15 protein-coding genes and 1 pseudogene are annotated in these 17,444 nt (G+C 64.4%); 5 read left to right on the forward strand and 11 right to left on the reverse strand.

Annotated features, from left to right (window positions below; all coding sequences use genetic code 11):
* Positions 1 to 33 precede the first annotated feature (33 nt).
* Genes RX329_RS40250 through RX329_RS40270 form a run of 5 tightly spaced genes read right to left on the reverse strand, consistent with a single transcriptional unit; the run spans position 34 to position 4,394 of the window.
* Positions 34 to 726, reverse strand: coding sequence for an AprI/Inh family metalloprotease inhibitor (locus RX329_RS40250; protein WP_026233941.1), 693 nt, complete (start codon positions 724 to 726; stop codon positions 34 to 36).
* Entirely contained in the window at positions 726 to 1,715 is a 990-nt protein-coding gene (locus tag RX329_RS40255) for a 2-hydroxyacid dehydrogenase (protein ID WP_018460085.1), read from the reverse strand. The genes RX329_RS40250 and RX329_RS40255 overlap by 1 nt, the downstream gene beginning before the upstream one ends.
* A complete protein-coding gene (locus RX329_RS40260) occupies positions 1,715 to 2,533 on the reverse strand; it encodes an ABC transporter permease (protein ID WP_018460086.1) in 819 nt (272 codons plus the stop codon). The genes RX329_RS40255 and RX329_RS40260 overlap by 1 nt, the downstream gene beginning before the upstream one ends.
* Positions 2,530 to 3,360, reverse strand: coding sequence for an ABC transporter ATP-binding protein (locus RX329_RS40265; RefSeq protein ID WP_085358545.1), 831 nt, complete (start codon positions 3,358 to 3,360; stop codon positions 2,530 to 2,532). Before RX329_RS40265 ends, RX329_RS40260 begins: the two co-directional genes overlap by 4 nt.
* 11 nt (positions 3,361 to 3,371) lie before the next feature.
* Positions 3,372 to 4,394, reverse strand: coding sequence for an ABC transporter substrate-binding protein (locus RX329_RS40270; RefSeq protein ID WP_026233942.1), 1,023 nt, complete (start codon positions 4,392 to 4,394; stop codon positions 3,372 to 3,374).
* 138 nt (positions 4,395 to 4,532) lie between these two features.
* On the opposite strand from RX329_RS40270, the gene RX329_RS40275 reads away from it, so the two are divergent.
* The 3 genes from RX329_RS40275 (at position 4,533) to RX329_RS40285 (ending at position 8,118) form a co-directional block, all read left to right on the forward strand.
* A complete protein-coding gene (locus RX329_RS40275) occupies positions 4,533 to 5,339 on the forward strand; it encodes a creatininase family protein (protein ID WP_085358543.1) in 807 nt (268 codons plus the stop codon).
* 139 nt (positions 5,340 to 5,478) lie between these two features.
* Positions 5,479 to 5,742 (forward strand): hypothetical protein, encoded by a 264-nt coding sequence (locus RX329_RS40280; protein WP_085384943.1) that lies wholly within the window; start codon positions 5,479 to 5,481, stop codon positions 5,740 to 5,742.
* Between the two features lie 393 nt (positions 5,743 to 6,135).
* Complete coding sequence (locus RX329_RS40285; RefSeq protein ID WP_085357435.1) at positions 6,136 to 8,118, forward strand: carbohydrate porin; 1,983 nt, start codon at positions 6,136 to 6,138, stop codon at positions 8,116 to 8,118.
* A 19-nt stretch (positions 8,119 to 8,137) separates the two neighbouring features.
* On the opposite strand, the gene RX329_RS40290 is transcribed toward RX329_RS40285, so the two are convergent.
* Positions 8,138 to 10,213, reverse strand: a complete 2,076-nt coding sequence (locus RX329_RS40290) for a methyl-accepting chemotaxis protein (RefSeq protein WP_085357436.1) — start codon at positions 10,211 to 10,213, stop codon at positions 8,138 to 8,140.
* Between the two features lie 238 nt (positions 10,214 to 10,451).
* Between RX329_RS40290 and RX329_RS40295 the strand changes: the two genes are divergently transcribed.
* Positions 10,452 to 11,747, forward strand: coding sequence for a hemolysin family protein (locus RX329_RS40295; protein WP_085349708.1), 1,296 nt, complete (start codon positions 10,452 to 10,454; stop codon positions 11,745 to 11,747).
* A gap of 214 nt (positions 11,748 to 11,961) precedes the next feature.
* Here the strand turns inward: RX329_RS40295 and RX329_RS40300 are convergent, their stop codons facing one another.
* The 3 genes from RX329_RS40300 to RX329_RS40310 all read right to left on the reverse strand — a co-directional run bounded on the left by RX329_RS40300 (position 11,962) and on the right by RX329_RS40310 (position 15,003).
* Complete coding sequence (locus RX329_RS40300; RefSeq protein WP_085357437.1) at positions 11,962 to 12,204, reverse strand: PilZ domain-containing protein; 243 nt, start codon at positions 12,202 to 12,204, stop codon at positions 11,962 to 11,964.
* A gap of 97 nt (positions 12,205 to 12,301) precedes the next feature.
* A complete protein-coding gene (locus tag RX329_RS40305; RefSeq protein WP_198957634.1) occupies positions 12,302 to 14,011 on the reverse strand; it encodes an FMN-binding glutamate synthase family protein in 1,710 nt (569 codons plus the stop codon).
* 218 nt (positions 14,012 to 14,229) lie between these two features.
* Positions 14,230 to 15,003: a ferredoxin--NADP reductase gene (locus RX329_RS40310; RefSeq protein ID WP_018460095.1), complete on the reverse strand. Its 774-nt coding sequence runs from the start codon at positions 15,001 to 15,003 to the stop codon at positions 14,230 to 14,232.
* 407 nt (positions 15,004 to 15,410) lie between these two features.
* Between RX329_RS40310 and RX329_RS40315 the strand changes: the two genes are divergently transcribed.
* On the forward strand, positions 15,411 to 16,214 hold the full coding sequence (locus RX329_RS40315; RefSeq protein WP_085357438.1) for a RimK family alpha-L-glutamate ligase: 804 nt from the start codon (positions 15,411 to 15,413) through the stop codon (positions 16,212 to 16,214).
* A gap of 21 nt (positions 16,215 to 16,235) precedes the next feature.
* On the opposite strand, the gene RX329_RS40320 is transcribed toward RX329_RS40315, so the two are convergent.
* Both RX329_RS40320 and RX329_RS40325 read right to left on the reverse strand, forming a co-directional pair.
* Positions 16,236 to 17,084, reverse strand: a complete 849-nt coding sequence (locus RX329_RS40320; protein ID WP_085357439.1) for an amidohydrolase family protein — start codon at positions 17,082 to 17,084, stop codon at positions 16,236 to 16,238.
* 3 nt (positions 17,085 to 17,087) lie between these two features.
* Positions 17,088 to 17,348, reverse strand: a pseudogene (locus RX329_RS40325) (aldo/keto reductase); the annotation flags it as partial.
* Between the last annotated feature and the right edge of the window lie 96 nt (positions 17,349 to 17,444).

Genomic DNA, 17,444 nt, shown 5'->3' on the forward strand with positions numbered 1-17,444 from the left:
GGGGCCCTCAGGACGAGATTGCGTTTCGCGGCGCTACTGCCGCAGCATGATCAGGGGATCGGCGGTATCGGGGACGCGCCGCCATTGCGCGTTGTCGTCGGCCTCGAACTGCCAGGCCTCGCCGGCCTTCGACAGCAGGATGATCTGGCCGCGGTCTAGCCGCCATTGCGTCGGGTTGAACTGCGCGATGGCCGCATCGCATTTCGGCTTGAGGAAGACCTGGAAATTGTCCGGCCCGGCTTCCGTGTTGGTCAGCGTTAGCCCGCAGACAGGCTGGCCGTTGCCGCGCACGATCGACCAGTCGCCGATCATCTGGTCCATCGACTTCGCCATCGAGCGGGCGGCGGCGAGGTCTTGCAGGATGTAGACGCCCTCGCCCTGCCGCAGGCCCTCGAAGATGCCGGCCTCGACCTCGGTGAAGTCGATCACGGCCTCACCGCTCGCATCCTGCAAGCGGACGATGTCGAGACCCCTGACGCTCCAGGCGACGATGTCCTTGGTGAAAGGCAGCGCGGCCTTGCAGGCCGGCTCCAGCTCGAGCTTGAAGCCCTGCGCCGCGGCGTCGGCCTTGAGCGTGACGACGCAGGTCTTGCTGCGCTCGGTGGTCGAGAGCTCCCACTGCCCGGGCATCTCCTTCTTCAGGGTCGTCGTATCCTGCGCCTGCGCGATGCCGATCGCGGCCAAGCAGGCCACGACGGCGAATGTAACGACGCGAAGAACTCCCATCAGCGTCCCTTGAACGGCGTTTCGGCAACCGGCGTCAACGGCGCCTTGCCTGAGAACCAGGACTTGAGATTGTCGACCACGAGCTGATCCATCGCGTTGCGCGTCACCACCGAGGCCGAGCCGATATGCGGCAGCAGCACCACATTCTGCATGGCCTTGAGCTCGTCCGGCACGTTCGGTTCGGCCGCGAACACGTCGAGGCCGGCCGCGAGGATGGTGCCGGACTTGAGCGCCTGGACCAGCGCCGGTTCGTCGATCACCGAGCCGCGCGCAACGTTGACCAGCACCCCGCGCGGGCCGAGCGCCTTCAGCACCTCGGCGTTGATCATCTTGTTGGTCGAGGCGCCACCGGGCACGATCACCATCAGCGTGTCCACCGCCTTCGCCATCTCGATCAGGTCGGGGTAGTGCTTGTAGGAGACGTCCTTGGACGGGTTGCGGGTGTGATAGACCACCGGCACCAGCGAGGCATCGAGCCGGCGCGCGATCGCCTGTCCGATCCGGCCCATGCCGACGATGCCGACCTTGCGGTCGCGCAGCGAGCCGACGCTGAGCGGATAGTTCTGGGTCTGCCAGAGACCGGAGCGCACATAACGGTCGGCCTTGATGAACTCGCGCACCGTGGAGATCAGAAGCCCCATCGCGACGTCGGCGACCTCCTCGGTCAGCACGTCGGGCGTATTGGTGACGATGATGTTATGCTCGGCGGCGTATTTGGCATCGACGTGGTCGTAGCCGACGCCGAAGCTCGCCACCATCTCGATCTTGGGCAATTGCGACAGCGAATCCCGGTCGGCGCGCACGGTGTGATAGGTCACCGCCACGCCGCGGATCTTTTCGCGGATCGCCGGCGTCAGCCGCTCGAGATCGCCCCGCGTCTCCGCCTTGTGCACGACGAAATGATCGGAAAACCCGTTCTCGAGGATCGGCCGGACCGGCCCATAAATCAGAAGGTCGATCTTTTCGGACGAAATCGAACCGGTGGTCATCAGTTGTCCTTTCCAAGCGCGCTCTCGTGCCAGCGCCGTAAGACGAGGTGGGAAACTAGCGCCAGCACCCCATAGATGACAATCCCGGCCAGCGACAACAGCAGCAGCGCTGCGAACATGCGGGGTATGTTCAAGCGGTAGCCGGATTCTGCGATCCTGTAGGCGAGCCCGGAGCCGGCGCCGGCCGTTCCCGCCGCGATCTCGGCCACGACCGCGCCGATCAGCGACAGGCCGCCGGCAATGCGCAGGCCGCCGAGAATATAAGGCAGCGCCGCCGGCAGCTTGAGATAGCGCAGGGTCTGCTGTGGCGAGGCGCCATAGAGCTGGAACAGGCCCGCGAGGTTGCGATCGACCGAATTGAGCCCGAGCGTGGTATTGGACAGCACCGGGAAGAAGGCGACGATGAAGGCGCAGACCACGACCGCGGTCTGCTGCTCCAGATAGATCAGCAGCAGCGGCGCGATCGCGATGACCGGCGTGACCTGAAGCACCACGGCATAGGGGAATAGCGATGCTTCCACCCATTTGGACTGGTTGAACAGCAGCGCCAGCGCGATGCCGCCGACGCTGGCCGCGACAAAACCTTCAAGCGTGGTCAGCAGCGTCGCGGCAAGCGATTGCGACAGCACCGCCCAATCCTTGATCAGTGTCGCGAATATGACCGAGGGCGCCGGCAGCACGTAAGGCGGGATGTCCTTGATCCGGACCACGAGCTCCCAGGCGAGCAGTCCCGCCGCGAACACGATGACCGGTAGCGCGAAGCGCACCGCACGTTGCGCGCCGGACGGCTTCGCAGTGACGGAAGCTTGCGCGTTCATAGCGTCGACTGCCCTGCATAGGACGGCGCCAGCGCCGCCGACACTTTCCGGCAATAATCGGAATAGGCGACTGAAGTGCGAAACTCCTCGCCACGCGGCTCGACCGTCTCGACGCGGAAGTCGGCCTGGATGCGGCCCGGCCGCGCGGTCATGACCACCACGCGCTGCGACAGATAGACGGATTCGAACACCGAATGCGTGACGAAGATGACGGTCTTGCCGAGCCTGCGCCACAGCGCGAGCAAATCGTCGTTGAGGCGGAAGCGCGTGATTTCGTCGAGCGCCGCGAACGGCTCATCCATCAGGAGGATATCAGGGTCTGTGACGAGCGCGCGCGCCAGCGACACCCGCATCTTCATGCCGCCGGAGAGCTCGCGCGGAAAGGCGTCGGCAAAATCGGCAAGCCCGACGCTTGCGAGCGCCTCATCGGCGCGCGCGCGCGATTCCGCCTTCGGAACGCCTGAGAGCTTCAGCGGCAACCGCACATTCTCGCGCACGCTGGTCCAGGGCATCAGGGTCGGTTCCTGAAACACGAAGCCGATGCCATGACCTGGGTGAACATGACCTGGCTGCGGTGTGCCCTCACGACGCGCCAGCCGGACGATTCCTGACGACGGCGCGCTGAGTTCGGCGATCAGCCGCAGCGCCGTCGACTTGCCGCAACCTGACGGCCCCAGCAGCGAGATGAACTCGCCCTTGCGCACCGCAAGATCGAGCGGGCCGAGCGCCATCAGGCCGTTGTCATAGGCCTTCGTCACGCCGCGCAGGCTGACAGCCAGAGCCGTCAGGCCGGTCTCGACCCCCGCCGACGTTTGGACTGATGACATCGGGCCCTGCGCTACGGCTTGCTCGGGCGCAGCTCGGCGCCGACGCCCTTGTTGACGAAGCGCAGCGTATAGGATTTGCGGAAATCGAGGTCCGCCTTCACCACGCCCGCCTTCACCATCTTGTTGAAGAAGGAGGTGTAGCGCTCGTCGCTCATCGCGCCGATGCCGTTCTTCAGCGAATCGCCGGAATCGACGATGCCGTATTCCTTCATCTTGGCGACGGAATAGGCGAGCAGCTCGTCCGTCATCTCCGGATTGAGCTTCTTGATCATGGCGTTGCCCGCTGAATTGTCGCGGTAGATGTAATTGTACCAGCCGACCATGGAGGCATCGACGAAGCGCTGCACCAGGTCGGGCTTCTTCTCGACGACGTCGCGGCGGCTCTCGATCAGGGTCGAATAGGTGTTGAAGCCGTAATCGGCGAGCAGCAACACGTTGGGCTTGAAGCCCGCGGCCTTCTCGACCGCGAAGGGCTCCGAGGTGACGTAACCCTGCATCGCGCTCTTGGGATTGGCGATGAAGGGCTGCGGATTGAAATTGTAGGGGCGAACGTTCTTCTCGCTGAAGCCGTATTCGGACTTCAGCCACTGGAAATAGCTGGTCATGCCCTCCTTGGAGACGAACAGCGTCAGCGGCTTGAGGTCCTCGATCTTGGCGACCTTGGCATCGGGCTGCGTCAGCATCACCTGCGGATCCTTCTGGAACACCGCGGCGATGGTGACGACCGGGACGTTGTTGGCGACTGCGTCGAACGACATCAGCGTGTTCGCGGCCATGAAGAAATCGATCTTGCCGGCGATCAGCAGCATCCGGTTGTTCTCGTTGGGCCCGCCGGGCACGATGGTGACGTCCAGCCCGTATTTCTTGTAAGTGCCATCGGCGACGGCCTGGAAAAAGCCGCCATGCTCGGCCTCGGCGACCCAATTGGTGCCGAACATGACCTTGTCCAGGGTTTCGGCGCGGGCCGGGACGACCGAGACGAAAGCGGCCATCAGGCCCGCCGTTAAGGCTCGCCGCAGATGAGAGGGGCTCATGATGGGACTCCGTCGATCGCTTCTAGCCGATGTCCAAGCAACGCGATAAAACCGCAAGACATTCGGGGACGCGAGCCGGCCTGGCCCGCGTCCCCTGATACCCTAAATTACGCGACAAATTCGGGCAAAGAAACCTTGATGACGCCTTCCCGCGATTGGACCGAGATTCGCTGGGCCGATGCCAGCCTCGCGGAGGTTTCGCGCTGGATCGCGGTGCTGCCGCTGGCCGCGACCGAGCAGCACGGCCCGCATCTGCCGCTCGAGACCGACGTGCTGATCGCGGACGCCTATCTCGCGCGCGTGCGCGAGCTCCTGCCCGAGCGCGCTCCGGCCACTTTCCTGCCCGTTGAACCGATCGGGATTTCCACCGAGCATATCGACTATCCGGGCACGCAGACGCTGCCGACTGACATCGCGTTGAAAAAATGGACCGCGATTGGCGAGGACGTCGCGCGCCGCGGAGTGAAGAAGCTCGTCATCGTCACCAGCCATGGCGGCAACAGCGCGGCCATGATGCTGGTCGCGCAGGATCTTCGCGCGCATCGGAAACTGTTCGTGGTGACGACGTCGTGGTCGCGGCTGTCGGGCGCGGACAAGCTGTTCCCGGCCGACGAAGTGCGCCACGGCATCCACGGCGGCGCCATTGAAACCTCGATCATGCTGGCGCGCTATCCCGATCGGGTGCGCATGGATGCGATCGCGAATTTTCCCGCGAGCAGCATCGCGATGGAGCAGCAATATCGCTGGCTGTCGACGCAGCGACCCGCGCCGTTCGCCTGGCAGGCGCAGGATCTCCACGCGAGCGGCGCCGCCGGCAACGCGACGCTAGCCGTGGCCGCGAAGGGCGAGCAGCTGATCGACCAGGGCGCCCGCGCTTTTTGCGAGCTGCTTGCCGAGGTTGATAACTTCGACGTGAACAGGCTCGCAAAAGGCCCGCTCGGCTAGCGCTCATCCTTCTGGAATCATTCAGGAAAGAGCCAGACTCGAGCTCCGCCTTTGCCGAGTTCGAACCGGACGCGCGGAGCCTCCGTCCAACTCGGTACGCGGGCCACAAGGGACCGCCTCAACCCGGATGGAGTTTCACATGTCGATTAAGACCAAGATTTTCGCAGTTGCCCTCACCGCGCTCACCCTGACCGGCAGCGTCGTGGCCACCACCTCGCAGGCGCAAGCCAAGCCGCTCGGCTGGGGCGTCGGTGTCGGCCTGGGCATCGCCACCGCCGCCGTCGTCGGCTCCGCGATCGCCGCCAGCAACGATCCCTATTACAACCGCTATCACCGCTGCGGCTGGGCCGCCCAGTACAACGCCTTTGGCCAGTACGTCGGCCGCGTGCGTACCTGCTTCTGATTTGAGTCCCTGAGGCCGATCTCACGTGGATCCCGCGTCCGACACGGGCGCCTCATCCACCCCGTGTCGTGCCCCCGACCCCGCCCGGATGTCCCCCCGGGCGGGGTCAACCGTTTTGGACCTTGGAATTTGTTGCAGTCCCGTCACATCGCGGTGCGAACCATCTCCTGCGACAATCCGCACTAGTTGCTACTGCGAATTAATCGCAATAAGGTTTCCAGAGACTCAGGGGCTTGGGAAGAAATCGCGCCGGATCGAGATCATCTCGACCGATCGCGGAGCACCTAATCCTGATGACAGGGTCGCCGCGAATCGGCAGGGATAGTGCGGCGAGTGGACACACTCGCTTTGGGGGCGTGCGTTTTGACGTTGAGGGGTCACCGTTACAGGTATTTGCGAACGGCCGCGGCGATTGCCACGGGCGTCTTGACTTTGCCCGCCAGCAGCCGCGCGGCTGATCTGCCGCTGAAGGCACCGGCGCTGAAGGCCGTCTATGACTGGACCGGCCTCTACATCGGTGCGCATGCCGGCTACAGCCTCGGCTCGTCGCGCTTCGCGCTGAACGACGGCACAGGCATTAGCGACAGCGGCGTCTTCAGCGGCATGATCGGCGGCGTGCAGGCCGGCTACAATTACCGGCTCAATTCCGGCTGGCTCCTCGGCGTCGAAGGCGATTTTTCGTTTCCGAACTACATCACTTCCAACTCGATCGTGTCCTTCCTGGCGACACCCGCCAACACCGTCACGCAGCAATGGGACTACACTGCGAGCCTGCGCGGCCGCGTCGGCTACACCAGCGGTCCCTGGCTGGTCTACGCCACCGGCGGCTTTGCATGGATGGGCGAGCGCTATTTCGACACGCCGGCCGCAGGCGAAGCAGTCCCGAAAATCCTGAACACGCGGCCCGGCTGGATCGCGGGTGCCGGCATCGAATACGGCTTTGCGCCGCATTGGAGCGCACGGCTCGAATATCTCTATAGCCGCTTCGACGGCGCCAATGTCGCCTTCTCCACAGGTGCCCAATACAATTCGTCGTCGCTCGACTTCCAAACGATCCGGCTCGGCCTCAACCGCAAGGTCGATTGGCCGGGCATGCCGGGCTACAATCCCAAGAGCTTGGGGATCGGCTCGCTAATCGACACCGAATCGGATCGCTGGGAGATCCACGGCCAGAGCACTTATCTGCCGCAAGGCTACCCGTCGTTCCCCGCCCTCTACACCGGGCCGAATTCGCTCTCGCCATCAAGGCAGGCCAAGGCGACCTGGAGCAACAGCCTGTTCCTGAACGCAAAGCTGTGGGACGGCGGCGAGGTCTACTACAATCCCGAACTGCTGCAGGGATTTGGATTGAACGACACGGTCGGCGCGGCCGGTTTCCCCAACGGCGAGGCGCAGAAGTCGAACTTCCCCTATCCGCACTACAACACATCGCGCCTGTTCGTGCGCCAGACATTCGGCTTTGGCGGCGAGCAGGAAGAGCTCGCGAGCGGCCAGTTGCAGCTCGGACAGAAGGTCGACGTATCCAGGCTCACGGTGCAGGCCGGCAAATTCCCGGTGATCGACGTGTTCGACGGCAACGCCTACGCCAAGGACACCCGCAAGGACTTCATGAACTGGTCGCTGTGGGCGCCAGGCGCCTTCGACTATTCCGCCGACAAGGTCGGCCTCACCTACGGCGTCACCGCCGAGCTGAATCAGAAGCAGTGGGCGTTGCGCGGCGGCTACTTCCTGATGGTCGCCGAGTCCAATTCGAATCATTTCGACACCAGGGTCGGCGAGCGCGGCCAGTACGTGCTCGAGCTCGAAACGCGCTTCTCCCTGCTTGGCCAACCCGGCAAGCTCAGGACCATAGGCTGGCTCGACAGCGCCAACATGGGCAGCTTCCGCGAGACGCTGGACAATCCCGCGCTCAACCTCGACATCGCGCAGACCCGGCGCGGCCGTCTGAAGTATGGCTACGTGCTCAACCTCGAGCAGGCGATCACCGAGGATGTCGGTCTGTTCGGCCGTTGGAGCTGGAACGACGGCAAGACCGAGACGCTGGCCTTCACCGACATTCACCGCAGCCTGTCTGGCGGTCTTTCGATCAAGGGCACGAAATGGGGCCGGCCCGATGACGTGATCGGCGTCGGCGGCGCCATCAATGCCATCTCGCAGGACTATCGCGACTTCCTGGCCGCCGGCGGCCTCGGTGTTCTCATCGGCGACGGCGCGCTCAACTACCGCCGCGAGCGCATCCTCGAAACCTATTACGCCTATGCGCTGAACAAGAGTCTCACCCTCACTGCCGACTACCAGCTGATCGTCAACCCCGCCTACAACGCCGATCGCGGCCCGGTGTCGGTATTTTCCGGGCGGCTACACGGCGAGTTCTGAGCGCTTCCGGCTACGTGACTTACGCAGCCCGGATCGCGTCCAGGAACTTCCCGACCTCGACCTTGAGGCGGCCGCTCTCGCCGGACAGCGACTTCGCTGACGCGAGCACGGTGGAGGAGGCCGATCCGGTCTGGCTCGCGCCGCGCTGCACGTCGACGATGCTGGCGGAGACCTGTTGGGTGCCGCGTGCCGCCTGCTGCACGTTGCGGGAAATCTCCCGCGTCGCCGCGCCTTGCTGCTCGACCGCGGAGGCGATCGCCGATGCGATCTCGGACATGCGGGTGATGGTGTCGCCGATCGACTTGATGGCGCCGACGGAATCCTGCGTCGCGCTCTGGATTCCCGTGATCTGCTGGCTGATCTCGCCGGTGGCCTTGGCGGTCTGCTCGGCGAGCGCCTTGACCTCGGAGGCGACCACGGCGAAGCCGCGCCCGGCCTCGCCGGCGCGCGCCGCCTCGATCGTTGCATTGAGCGCCAGAAGATTGGTCTGGCCCGCGATCTGGCTGATGAGCTCGACCACGTCGCCGATCCGGCCGGCCGCCTTGGCGAGTTCGCCGACATAGTCGTTGGTCCGCGCAGCCTGCTGCACCGCTTCGCCGGCCACCCGCGCGGAGTCCTGGACCTGCCGGCTGATCTCGTCGACCGAGGACGCCATTTCCTCCGCGGCCGCGGCGACGGTCTGCACGTTGCTGGAGGCCTGCTCGGAGGCGGCTGCAACGGTCGCGGTGACCTTTTCCGATTGATCGGCGGTGCTCGTCAGCGTTCCCGCCGACACTTCCAGCTCCGACGATGCCGACGACACGGTGTTGATGACGTCGCCGATCAACGCTTCGAAATCGCGTGCGATCTGGTCCACGCGCTGGCTGCGCCGGAGCTTCGCCTCGGCTTCCACCGCGGCGGCCTCATCGGCGGCCTTCTTGGCGGAGAGCGAATCCTTGAAGTGCTGGAGCGAGCCCGCCACCTGGCTGATCTCGTCATTGCGGCCGGTCACGGGAATCTCGACCTCGTGCTGCCCGGCGGCAAGAGTTGCGATCACGTCCGCGAGCCGGCTGAGCGGCGTCACCACGCGCCTGCGCAACATCATCGTCACGCCACCGAGTGTCCCCAGCAGCGCCAGCACCGCCACGCCCGCGAGCGCGAGCATCGCCAGCGCGCCGTCGCGCGCGGCCGAGGCGCGCTCGGCAGCTTCCGCCAGCGCGGCATCGCGGACGCCGTAGAACATCTGGATGGCGGGGACGATGATGTTGGCCAGCTCTTCGGCATTGATGCCGTACTTGCCGTCGCCACGTGCCGCGGGCATCTCCTTGTCCACGGCAGCGGCTGCTTTCCCGAAATAGGAATCCGTCGCCGCCTTCAGCGCGGTGGCGATCCGGGGCGGGCTTCCGAGCTGGTCGATGCCGGCCTCGATGCGCTCGCGGTCGGCCTCGACACGTCCCTGCATCCGATCCATCAGCGACAATTCGGCCGCCGTGAGCGGTCGGCGAGCGCTCAGCGCCGGCGACAGCGTGGCGGCGCGGCTGCCGGCCGAGACGCGCAGATCCTGCGCCGTTCGCGCCAGGCTCAACAGCGCCGCAAGCGAGGAATCGGCATTGATGACCTTGGCTTCAAGCCGGTTCATGATCGGCTCGATATTGCCGATGACCTCGGCAACGCCTGGAAGGAAGCCCTTGATTACAGCGCCGTCGCGCGTCGCCAGGGGCACGCTCATCGCGCGATCTGCCGCCGTGATGATATCCTTGAGCCGCCGCGCAGTACGGTCCAGGTTTTCGATCATCGCTCCGGAATCATCCAGCACCATGATGGCGCGCCTTGCCCCCTCGAACGCGCCATCGACCGCTTTCGCCGCCTTTGCGGCGGCTTCGATCTGGACCTGCGTCGCAGAATTCTCCTGGAAGATCGGGGAAATGTAGGGAGCACGAAGGCCGGCAACGTGCTGACTGACCATCAGGGTCGCACCGAAGGCCTCGACCGTCTTGATCGCATCGGAGCGGTTCGTGAAGATGCGCGCCTGGGGTATCAGCACCTCGGCGCCAAGGATGACTGCAAACACCGTCACCGTCAGCATCGACAGCGCAAAGAGCTTCCCGATCCGCATTCTGATCCCCGAATACATTCCTGCAAATGCCGAGAACCTAGCTGGTGGCCGCTAAGAGCCCGTTAAGCAACGGCATGCCCGTAGTTCCGCGGGGTATTGGGGAGTGCCTTCGGGGACGGGGTCGCCGAAGTTCCTTCGCGATGCCCGATGGGACAGAATCATCGGCATTTCTTCCTCGAATACCTATATCAAGACCTGTGCGGCCATCCGCGCCACACTCCCTTACCTCGGAACATCAATGCTCTCCGCCGAACTCGCCATCGTCGTCGTCCTGATCGTCATCAACGGCTTGCTGTCCATGTCCGAGCTGGCCGTAGTCTCGTCGCGCCCGGCCCGGCTGTCGATGCTCGCCGCCAAGGGCGTCCGCGGCGCCGAGCGGGCGCTGACGCTCGCGGCCGATCCCGGCAAATTCCTCTCGACGGTGCAGATCGGGATCACGCTGGTCGGCGTGCTCTCCGGCGCGTTCTCGGGCGCGACGCTCGGACAGCGGCTGACGCAATGGCTGCTCGAGCTCGGCCTGTCCGCAGGAATTGCCGACATCGTCGGAGTGGGCCTGGTCGTCACGCTCATCACCTACGCCACCCTGATCGTCGGCGAGCTGGTGCCGAAGCAGGTGGCGCTGCGCGACCCCGAGAGCATCGCGGTCAGGGTTGCACCCGCGATGCACGTGCTTGCGAAGGTCTCGCTGCCGCTGGTCTTCCTGCTCGATCTCTCCGGCAAGCTGATCCTCACGCTGCTCGGCCATGGCGGCAAGTCTGAAGAAAAAGTGTCAGAAGATGAGATCCATCACCTCGTCAGCGAAGCCGAAAACGCAGGCGTGCTCGAGTCAGGTGAAAAGGAGATGATCGCGGGCGTGATGCGGCTCGGCGACCGGCCGGTCGGCGCGATTATGACGCCGCGCACGGAGGTCAACGAGATCGACCTGAACGATACGCCGGAAAGCATTCAAGCGACCATCGCCAAGAGTCCGCATTCACGCTTTCCGGTGTCCGACGGCGACCGCGACAAGCCGATTGGCGTGCTTCAGGCCAAGGACCTGCTTGTGGCCTTCATGAACGAGCGCACGCCGGATTTGCGCGTGCTGGTCCGCGAGGCGCCCGGCATTCCCGCCTCGGCCGATGCCCGCGACGTGCTGGCGATCCTGAAGGCTGCACCGGTGCATGTCGGCCTCGTCTACGACGAATACGGCGCCTTCGAAGGCATCGTGACGACGGCTGACATTCTGGAATCCATTGTCGGCGCCTTCCATTCCGAGGAAGGCCCGCCGGAACCGGCCTACGTCAAGCGCGCGGACGATTCGCTGCTGGTCTCAGGCTGGATGCCGGTCGACGAATTCGGCGAGCTGCTCGGCATCGAACTGCCGCCGCACCGCTACAACACCGTCGCCGGCCTCGTGCTGCAACAGTTCAACGTGCTGCCTGATGTCGGCGACGCCTTCGACTTTGGCGACTGGCACATCGAGGTGGTCGATCTCGACGGGCGGAGGATCGACAAGATTCTGGCGAGCCGGCGGAGCGAAGTAGAGACGGGGTGAGCCACTCTCGTCGTCCCGGACAAGCGCAGCGAAGCGGAGCGCAGATCCGGGACCCATAGCCACAGGATTGAGCTTGGCGAAGACTGGTAGTTGCGCGGTGCTGCTGTCTGCGCATGATCGACAGATCACGCGGTATGGGTCCCGGATCTGCGCTGGCGCTTGTCCGGGACGACGGCGGAGTTTGTGGTTAGAGCTTGCGCCAAGCTCTAGACCCTCACCCGAACCTCACCCCGATCCGCTTTTCCTTGCGCCAGATCACGGTGCAGGCGAGATGTTTTCCGTCGGCCTGCACAAGCAGGCTGAAATGGTCGGGGATGCCGACGGGACTGCTGACGTCGAGCGCGGCGCCGGTATCTGACAGGTTGCGGATAGTGCAGTCGATCGCGCCGCCGCCGCCGAACTCGATCGTTCCGGCCTTCAGCACGCGATGCCTTGCCTTGTCGCGCCGCTCGTCCATGGGAACAATCTACACCCAAAGTTGAATCAAACGTTAAACGCACCCCCTCGCGATGCTTTTGCGCGCGCGGCCGCGGCCCTGCAAGTGGACCGGCGTCCTACAGCGCCGGCTGGAACGTCTCCGTCCGTGCCATCCGCCAGGCGTCGCGGAAGCGTGGGTCTTCGGTGCCTTCGAGCAGTTCGCCCGGACGCAGCGACGGATAAAGCTGCGCGAAGGATTTCACGTCCGTCGTCGAGGTGCGCTGGGAGAAGTGGATCGGGCGCAGCTGCTGCGGATGTTCGAGACCGGCCGCGGCGATCAGCTCGGTCAGCGAGTGCAGCGTCGCCAGGTGATAATTGTGCACGCGGTCGATCTTGAGCGGCACATAGAGTGCGCGCGCCCGCGTCGGGTCCTGCGTCGCGACGCCGGTCGGGCAGCGGTCGGTGTGGCAGCTCAGCGACTGGATGCAGCCGAGCGAGAACATGAAGCCGCGCGCCGAATTGCAGTAGTCCGCGCCGATCGCCATGGCGCGCGCCATGTCGAACGCGGTGGCTATCTTGCCGGAGGCGCCGATCTTGATGCGGTCGCGCGCGTTGATGCCGATCAGCGCGTTGTGGACGAAACTGACGCCCTCGCGCATCGGCATGCCCAGATGGTCCATGAACTCCAGTGGCGCGGCGCCGGTGCCACCCTCGTTGCCGTCGACAACGATGAAGTCGGGATAGATGCCGGTCTCGATCATCGCCTTGCAGATCGCCAGGAATTCCCAGGGATGACCGATGCACAGCTTGAAGCCCGTCGGCTTGCCGCCGGAGAGCTTTCGCATCTCGCCGATGAACTTCATCATGCCGACAGGCGTCGAGAAGGCGCGATGCGAGGCCGGCGAGATGCAATCCTCGCCCATGGCGACCCCGCGGATCTTGGAAATCTCCTCCGAGACTTTCGCCGCCGGCAGCACGCCGCCATGACCGGGCTTGGCGCCCTGGCTGATCTTGAGCTCGACCATCTTGATCTGGTCCTGGGTCGCGACGCGCGCGAAGGCTTCGGGATCGAAGGCGCCGTCGAGATGACGACAGCCGAAATAGCCCGAACCGATCTCCCAGATGATGTCGCCGCCCATCTCCGCGTGATAGGGGCTGAAGCCGCCCTCGCCGGTGTCGTGCGCGAAGCCGCCCTTCTTGGCGCCGGCATTCAGCGCGCGCACGGCGTTCGGGCTGAGCGCGCCAAAACTCATGGCGGAAATGTTGAATACCGAAGCCGAATACGGCTTGGCGCAATCCGGGCCGCCGATGGTGACGCGGAATTTCTCCTCGGCATGCGTCTTCGGCGAGACCGAGTGATGCATCCACTCATAACCCTGGCGGTAGACGTCCTCCTGGGTGCCGAACGGACGCTTGTCGAGCTGCATCTTGGCGCGCTGATAGACCACCGCACGGATGTCGCGCGAGAACGGCATGCCGTCCTTCTCGCTCTCGAAGAAATACTGCCGCATCTCCGGGCGTATCTCTTCGAGCAAAAACCGGATATGGGCCGAGATCGGGTAGTTGCGCAGAACGGCGTGGCCCTTCTGCATGAGGTCGCGGACGCCAAGCGCCGTCAGCGCGCCGAAGATCAGGATCGGGATCAGCAGGATGTCGAAGATCTTGCCATCGGCAAATCCGATGCCGGTCAGCAGCGCCGTGACCACCGCGCAGATCGTCAGGACGATGAAGCGCGGAGAGAATGGCAGCAGCAGGGTTTCCATGATCCCCTCTTCCGCCAGCGGCAGCCGTTTGACCGACGGGTTGGGCGATTCCTGCGTTTTGTTCTCGTCGGCCACGATTCCCATCCTCTCGCCAGCATGAGGCGGTACGATACGCCCGCGCCTGTCATACGGATATGACGCGGCGGTTGTTTCACGCTAGCGAATTCGGCGGGGACAAATCAATCAGCCCGATGGGCGGGCTTTTGCGGTGCAGCAGGGCTCGGGAGGGACGGGCATTAACCGGTCAAGGCGCTTTACTCAGGCAAACGTCCTGGCTTTTGCCAGGACGAGACCGAGAGGGCCTACCGCTCGACGAACGCCTTTTCGATCACGAAATGGCCGGGCTTGTTGCCTGAGCCCTCGACGAAGTCGCGGCCTTCGAACATCAGTTTCAGCTCTTCGAGCATCGCCGGGCTGCCGCACATCATGATGCGGTCGGTCGCGATGTCGAGCGGACCCTGGCCGATGTCGTTGAAGATCTGCTCGGAGCTGATGAGGTCGGTGATGCGGCCGCGATTCTTGAACGGCTCGCGGGTCACGGTCGGGTAGTAGATGAGCTTGTCCGCGAGCAACTCCCCGAACAGTTCGTCCTCGCGAAGACCGGCGACGAGCTTCTCGCCATAGGCGAGCTCGGAGACCTGGCGGCAGCCGTGCACCAGCACGATGCTGTCGAACTGGTCGTAAACCTCGGGATCCTTGATCAGGCTGGCGAAGGGCGCGAGGCCGGTGCCGGTCGAGAGCAGCAGCAGCCGCTTGCCGGGAATGAGATTGTCGGTGATCAGCGTGCCGGTCGCCTTGCGGCCGACCAGGATGGTGTCGCCTTCCTTGATCTTCTGGAGACGCGACGTCAGCGGGCCGTCCTGAACCTTGATCGAGAAGAACTCGAGCTCTTCCTCGTGATTAGCGCTCGCCATGCTGTAGGCGCGGAGCAGCGGGCGGCCCTCAACCTCGAGGCCGATCATCGCGAACTGGCCGTTCTGGAAGCGGAAGCCGGAATCGCGGGTTGCGCGAAAGCTGAACAGGGTGTCGGTCCAGTGCTGGACGGAAAGAACCTTCTCTCGGTAAAACGCGCTCATGATTTTCGATATTCCGAATAATTGCGGTTTTAGGGCAAAAGCGTTGCCCGGCCCCTGAAAGCGGAGCGGACACCATTGCCATGGCGGAGGATTTCGCGAGTGTGATCTACGCCATTGAGACCAATAATCAACCTCGTTCCGGATGCAATTGATGCCGGTCAAACCGGCATTTGCGGCGGAAATGATCGCATCATTAGTGGATCTGCTGTCCGGCGTATGCGGAGGGCAATTTCTTTTCCCTCCGGGGCCCGAATACAGCACTTAATTTCCGCCCCGCTCGCGAGAATTTCATTAAGAATAGCTCTGATTTTCTCGGGTTGGCGCCGTTTCCCGGATTCTTCCGGCTTTTGGCGCCAAGAGCGACTGGAACTGGCGACTGCGACTGGCGACAGAGACAACAGAGACACATGGCGAGCAGCGAGCGGATCATCGTCCAGGCGATCAAGCGCTATTGCGCGAACCATGGCATCGCGCTCGATGTCCGCGCCGATGGCTGGCTGCTCGCGATGCGCCGGGGCGAGCAGCGCCACTTCGCGTTCGGCTACGACATCGGCCTCAACAGCGCCATCGCGCACCGACTGGCCAACGACAAATCGGCCACCGCCGAGGTGCTGGCGCTCGAGGGCGTGCCCTGCATTCCCCATCGCCTGTTCCTCAACCCCAAGTTAGGCGAGAAGGTTGTCGGCGTTGGCTGGCGAGAGGCAATGCTGGCGCTGCTTCACGACAATCCGCAAGGCGTGGTGGTGAAGCCGAACGAGGGGACGTCGGGACGATCCGTCTTCAGGGTCACGACGGAAACAGAGCTCGATCATGCCGCTGACGAAGCCTTTTCGATGAGCGCCGGACTCGTGATCTCGCCCTATGCCGTGATCGAGGACGAAGTTCGCGTGGTCCTGCTCGATGATGTGCCACTCGTCGTCTACAGCAAGCAGCGTGGCTCGGATTGGCGGCACAATCTCGATGCAGGGGCAAAGCCCGTGCTGATGCAGGACGGCGACCTTCGCGCAGCCTGCGCAAAGCTCGCCATCGACGCCGCCAAGGCCATCGGCATCACCTTCGCCTCGATCGACCTCGTGCACGTTGACGGCGTCTGGCGCGTGCTCGAGATCAATTCCGGCGTGATGATGGAGACGCTGGCGAAGCTGCATCCGGAGCTGGTGCAGAGGACGTACGATGCCGCGCTGGATCGGGTGTTTGGGGACGAACACTGAGCGACACGCGCGCTGTCGGCTTCAACCAACCGCCAACCGATACGCAGCCTTCGCGTTCACGCCGAACGCCTTCTCCCGCACCTGAGGCCCGAGCTTCATCAGGCAGGCCTCCAGCGCGCCCTTGATCTCACCATAGCTCCCCGCGAGCAGACATACCGGCCAGTCCGAGCCGAAGATCAGGCGATCCTCGCCAAAGCATGTCGCGGCGTGCGCGACGAACGGGAACAGCAGCTCCGCATTCCAGTCGCTCCAAACCGCTTCCGTCGCCAGCCCCGAGACCTTGCACCAGACATTGCCGCACGCCGCGAGTGCCGCGATGCCATTGGACCATTCGTCGCTTCCACCATCGGCAATCGGCGGCTTGGCTGCGTGGTCGAGCACGAAGCGCGCCTGCGGGAACGCTTGCGCGGTTGCGATCGCGGCCGGCAGCTCGCGGATGCGGACCAGGAAATCGTAGGCGAGATCGTGCGCGAACACGGCCGTGAGGCCGCGCTGGACGTCCTCGCGCAACAACCACTCCGGATCGGCCTCGTCATGGACCTGGTGGCGGATGCCGACCAGCTTGTCGCCGCCGGGCAAAGCGCGCAGCCGGTCCAGCGTCTCGCCAAGTGCAGCGTCGGTCAGATCAGCCCAGCCGACGACGCCAATCACCGAGGGCGTCGCATCCGCGATCCGCAAGAATTCCTCGGTCTCCGCCAGGGCGGAGCGGCACTGCACCAGGATGCTCGCGTTAATGCCGTTGGCTTTCAAGAGCGGCGCGAGATCGGCCGGACCGAAGGCACGCCGGATCGGCGTGAGCTCGGGCGCGTCCATCCAGGGATAGTCGGCGCGCGCGGGATCCCAGAAATGCTGGTGAGCGTCGACGATCATGCCTTACGCTCCGCCCGGCAATGGCGCGCGGGCATCGACGAATTTTCGCCCACGCAGCTCCTGCCAGAACGCCGCCGGCACTGCCTCCAACATCGTGATGTTGTCGGCAATTTCCGCGGCATTGCGCCCGCCCGTCACGGCGACCGTGACTGCCGGATGGGCCATGCAGAACTGCAGCGCGGCGGCTTTCAGCTCGGTGCCGTGCTTGCGGCAGAGCTCGTCGAGCGCGAGCGCGCGGGCGACGAGTGCCGCATCGGCATCGCTGACGGGGGTGAACAATCCGCCGAGCGGGGCAGAACCGAGGCCGAATGAGGTGACATCGAGCGAGCCGAGCCGCGACCTTTTCATTCCCATTGCCTC

This window comes from Bradyrhizobium sp. BWC-3-1 (genome assembly GCF_032917965.1).
Classification (GTDB): Bacteria; Pseudomonadota; Alphaproteobacteria; order Rhizobiales; family Xanthobacteraceae; genus Bradyrhizobium; species Bradyrhizobium canariense_D.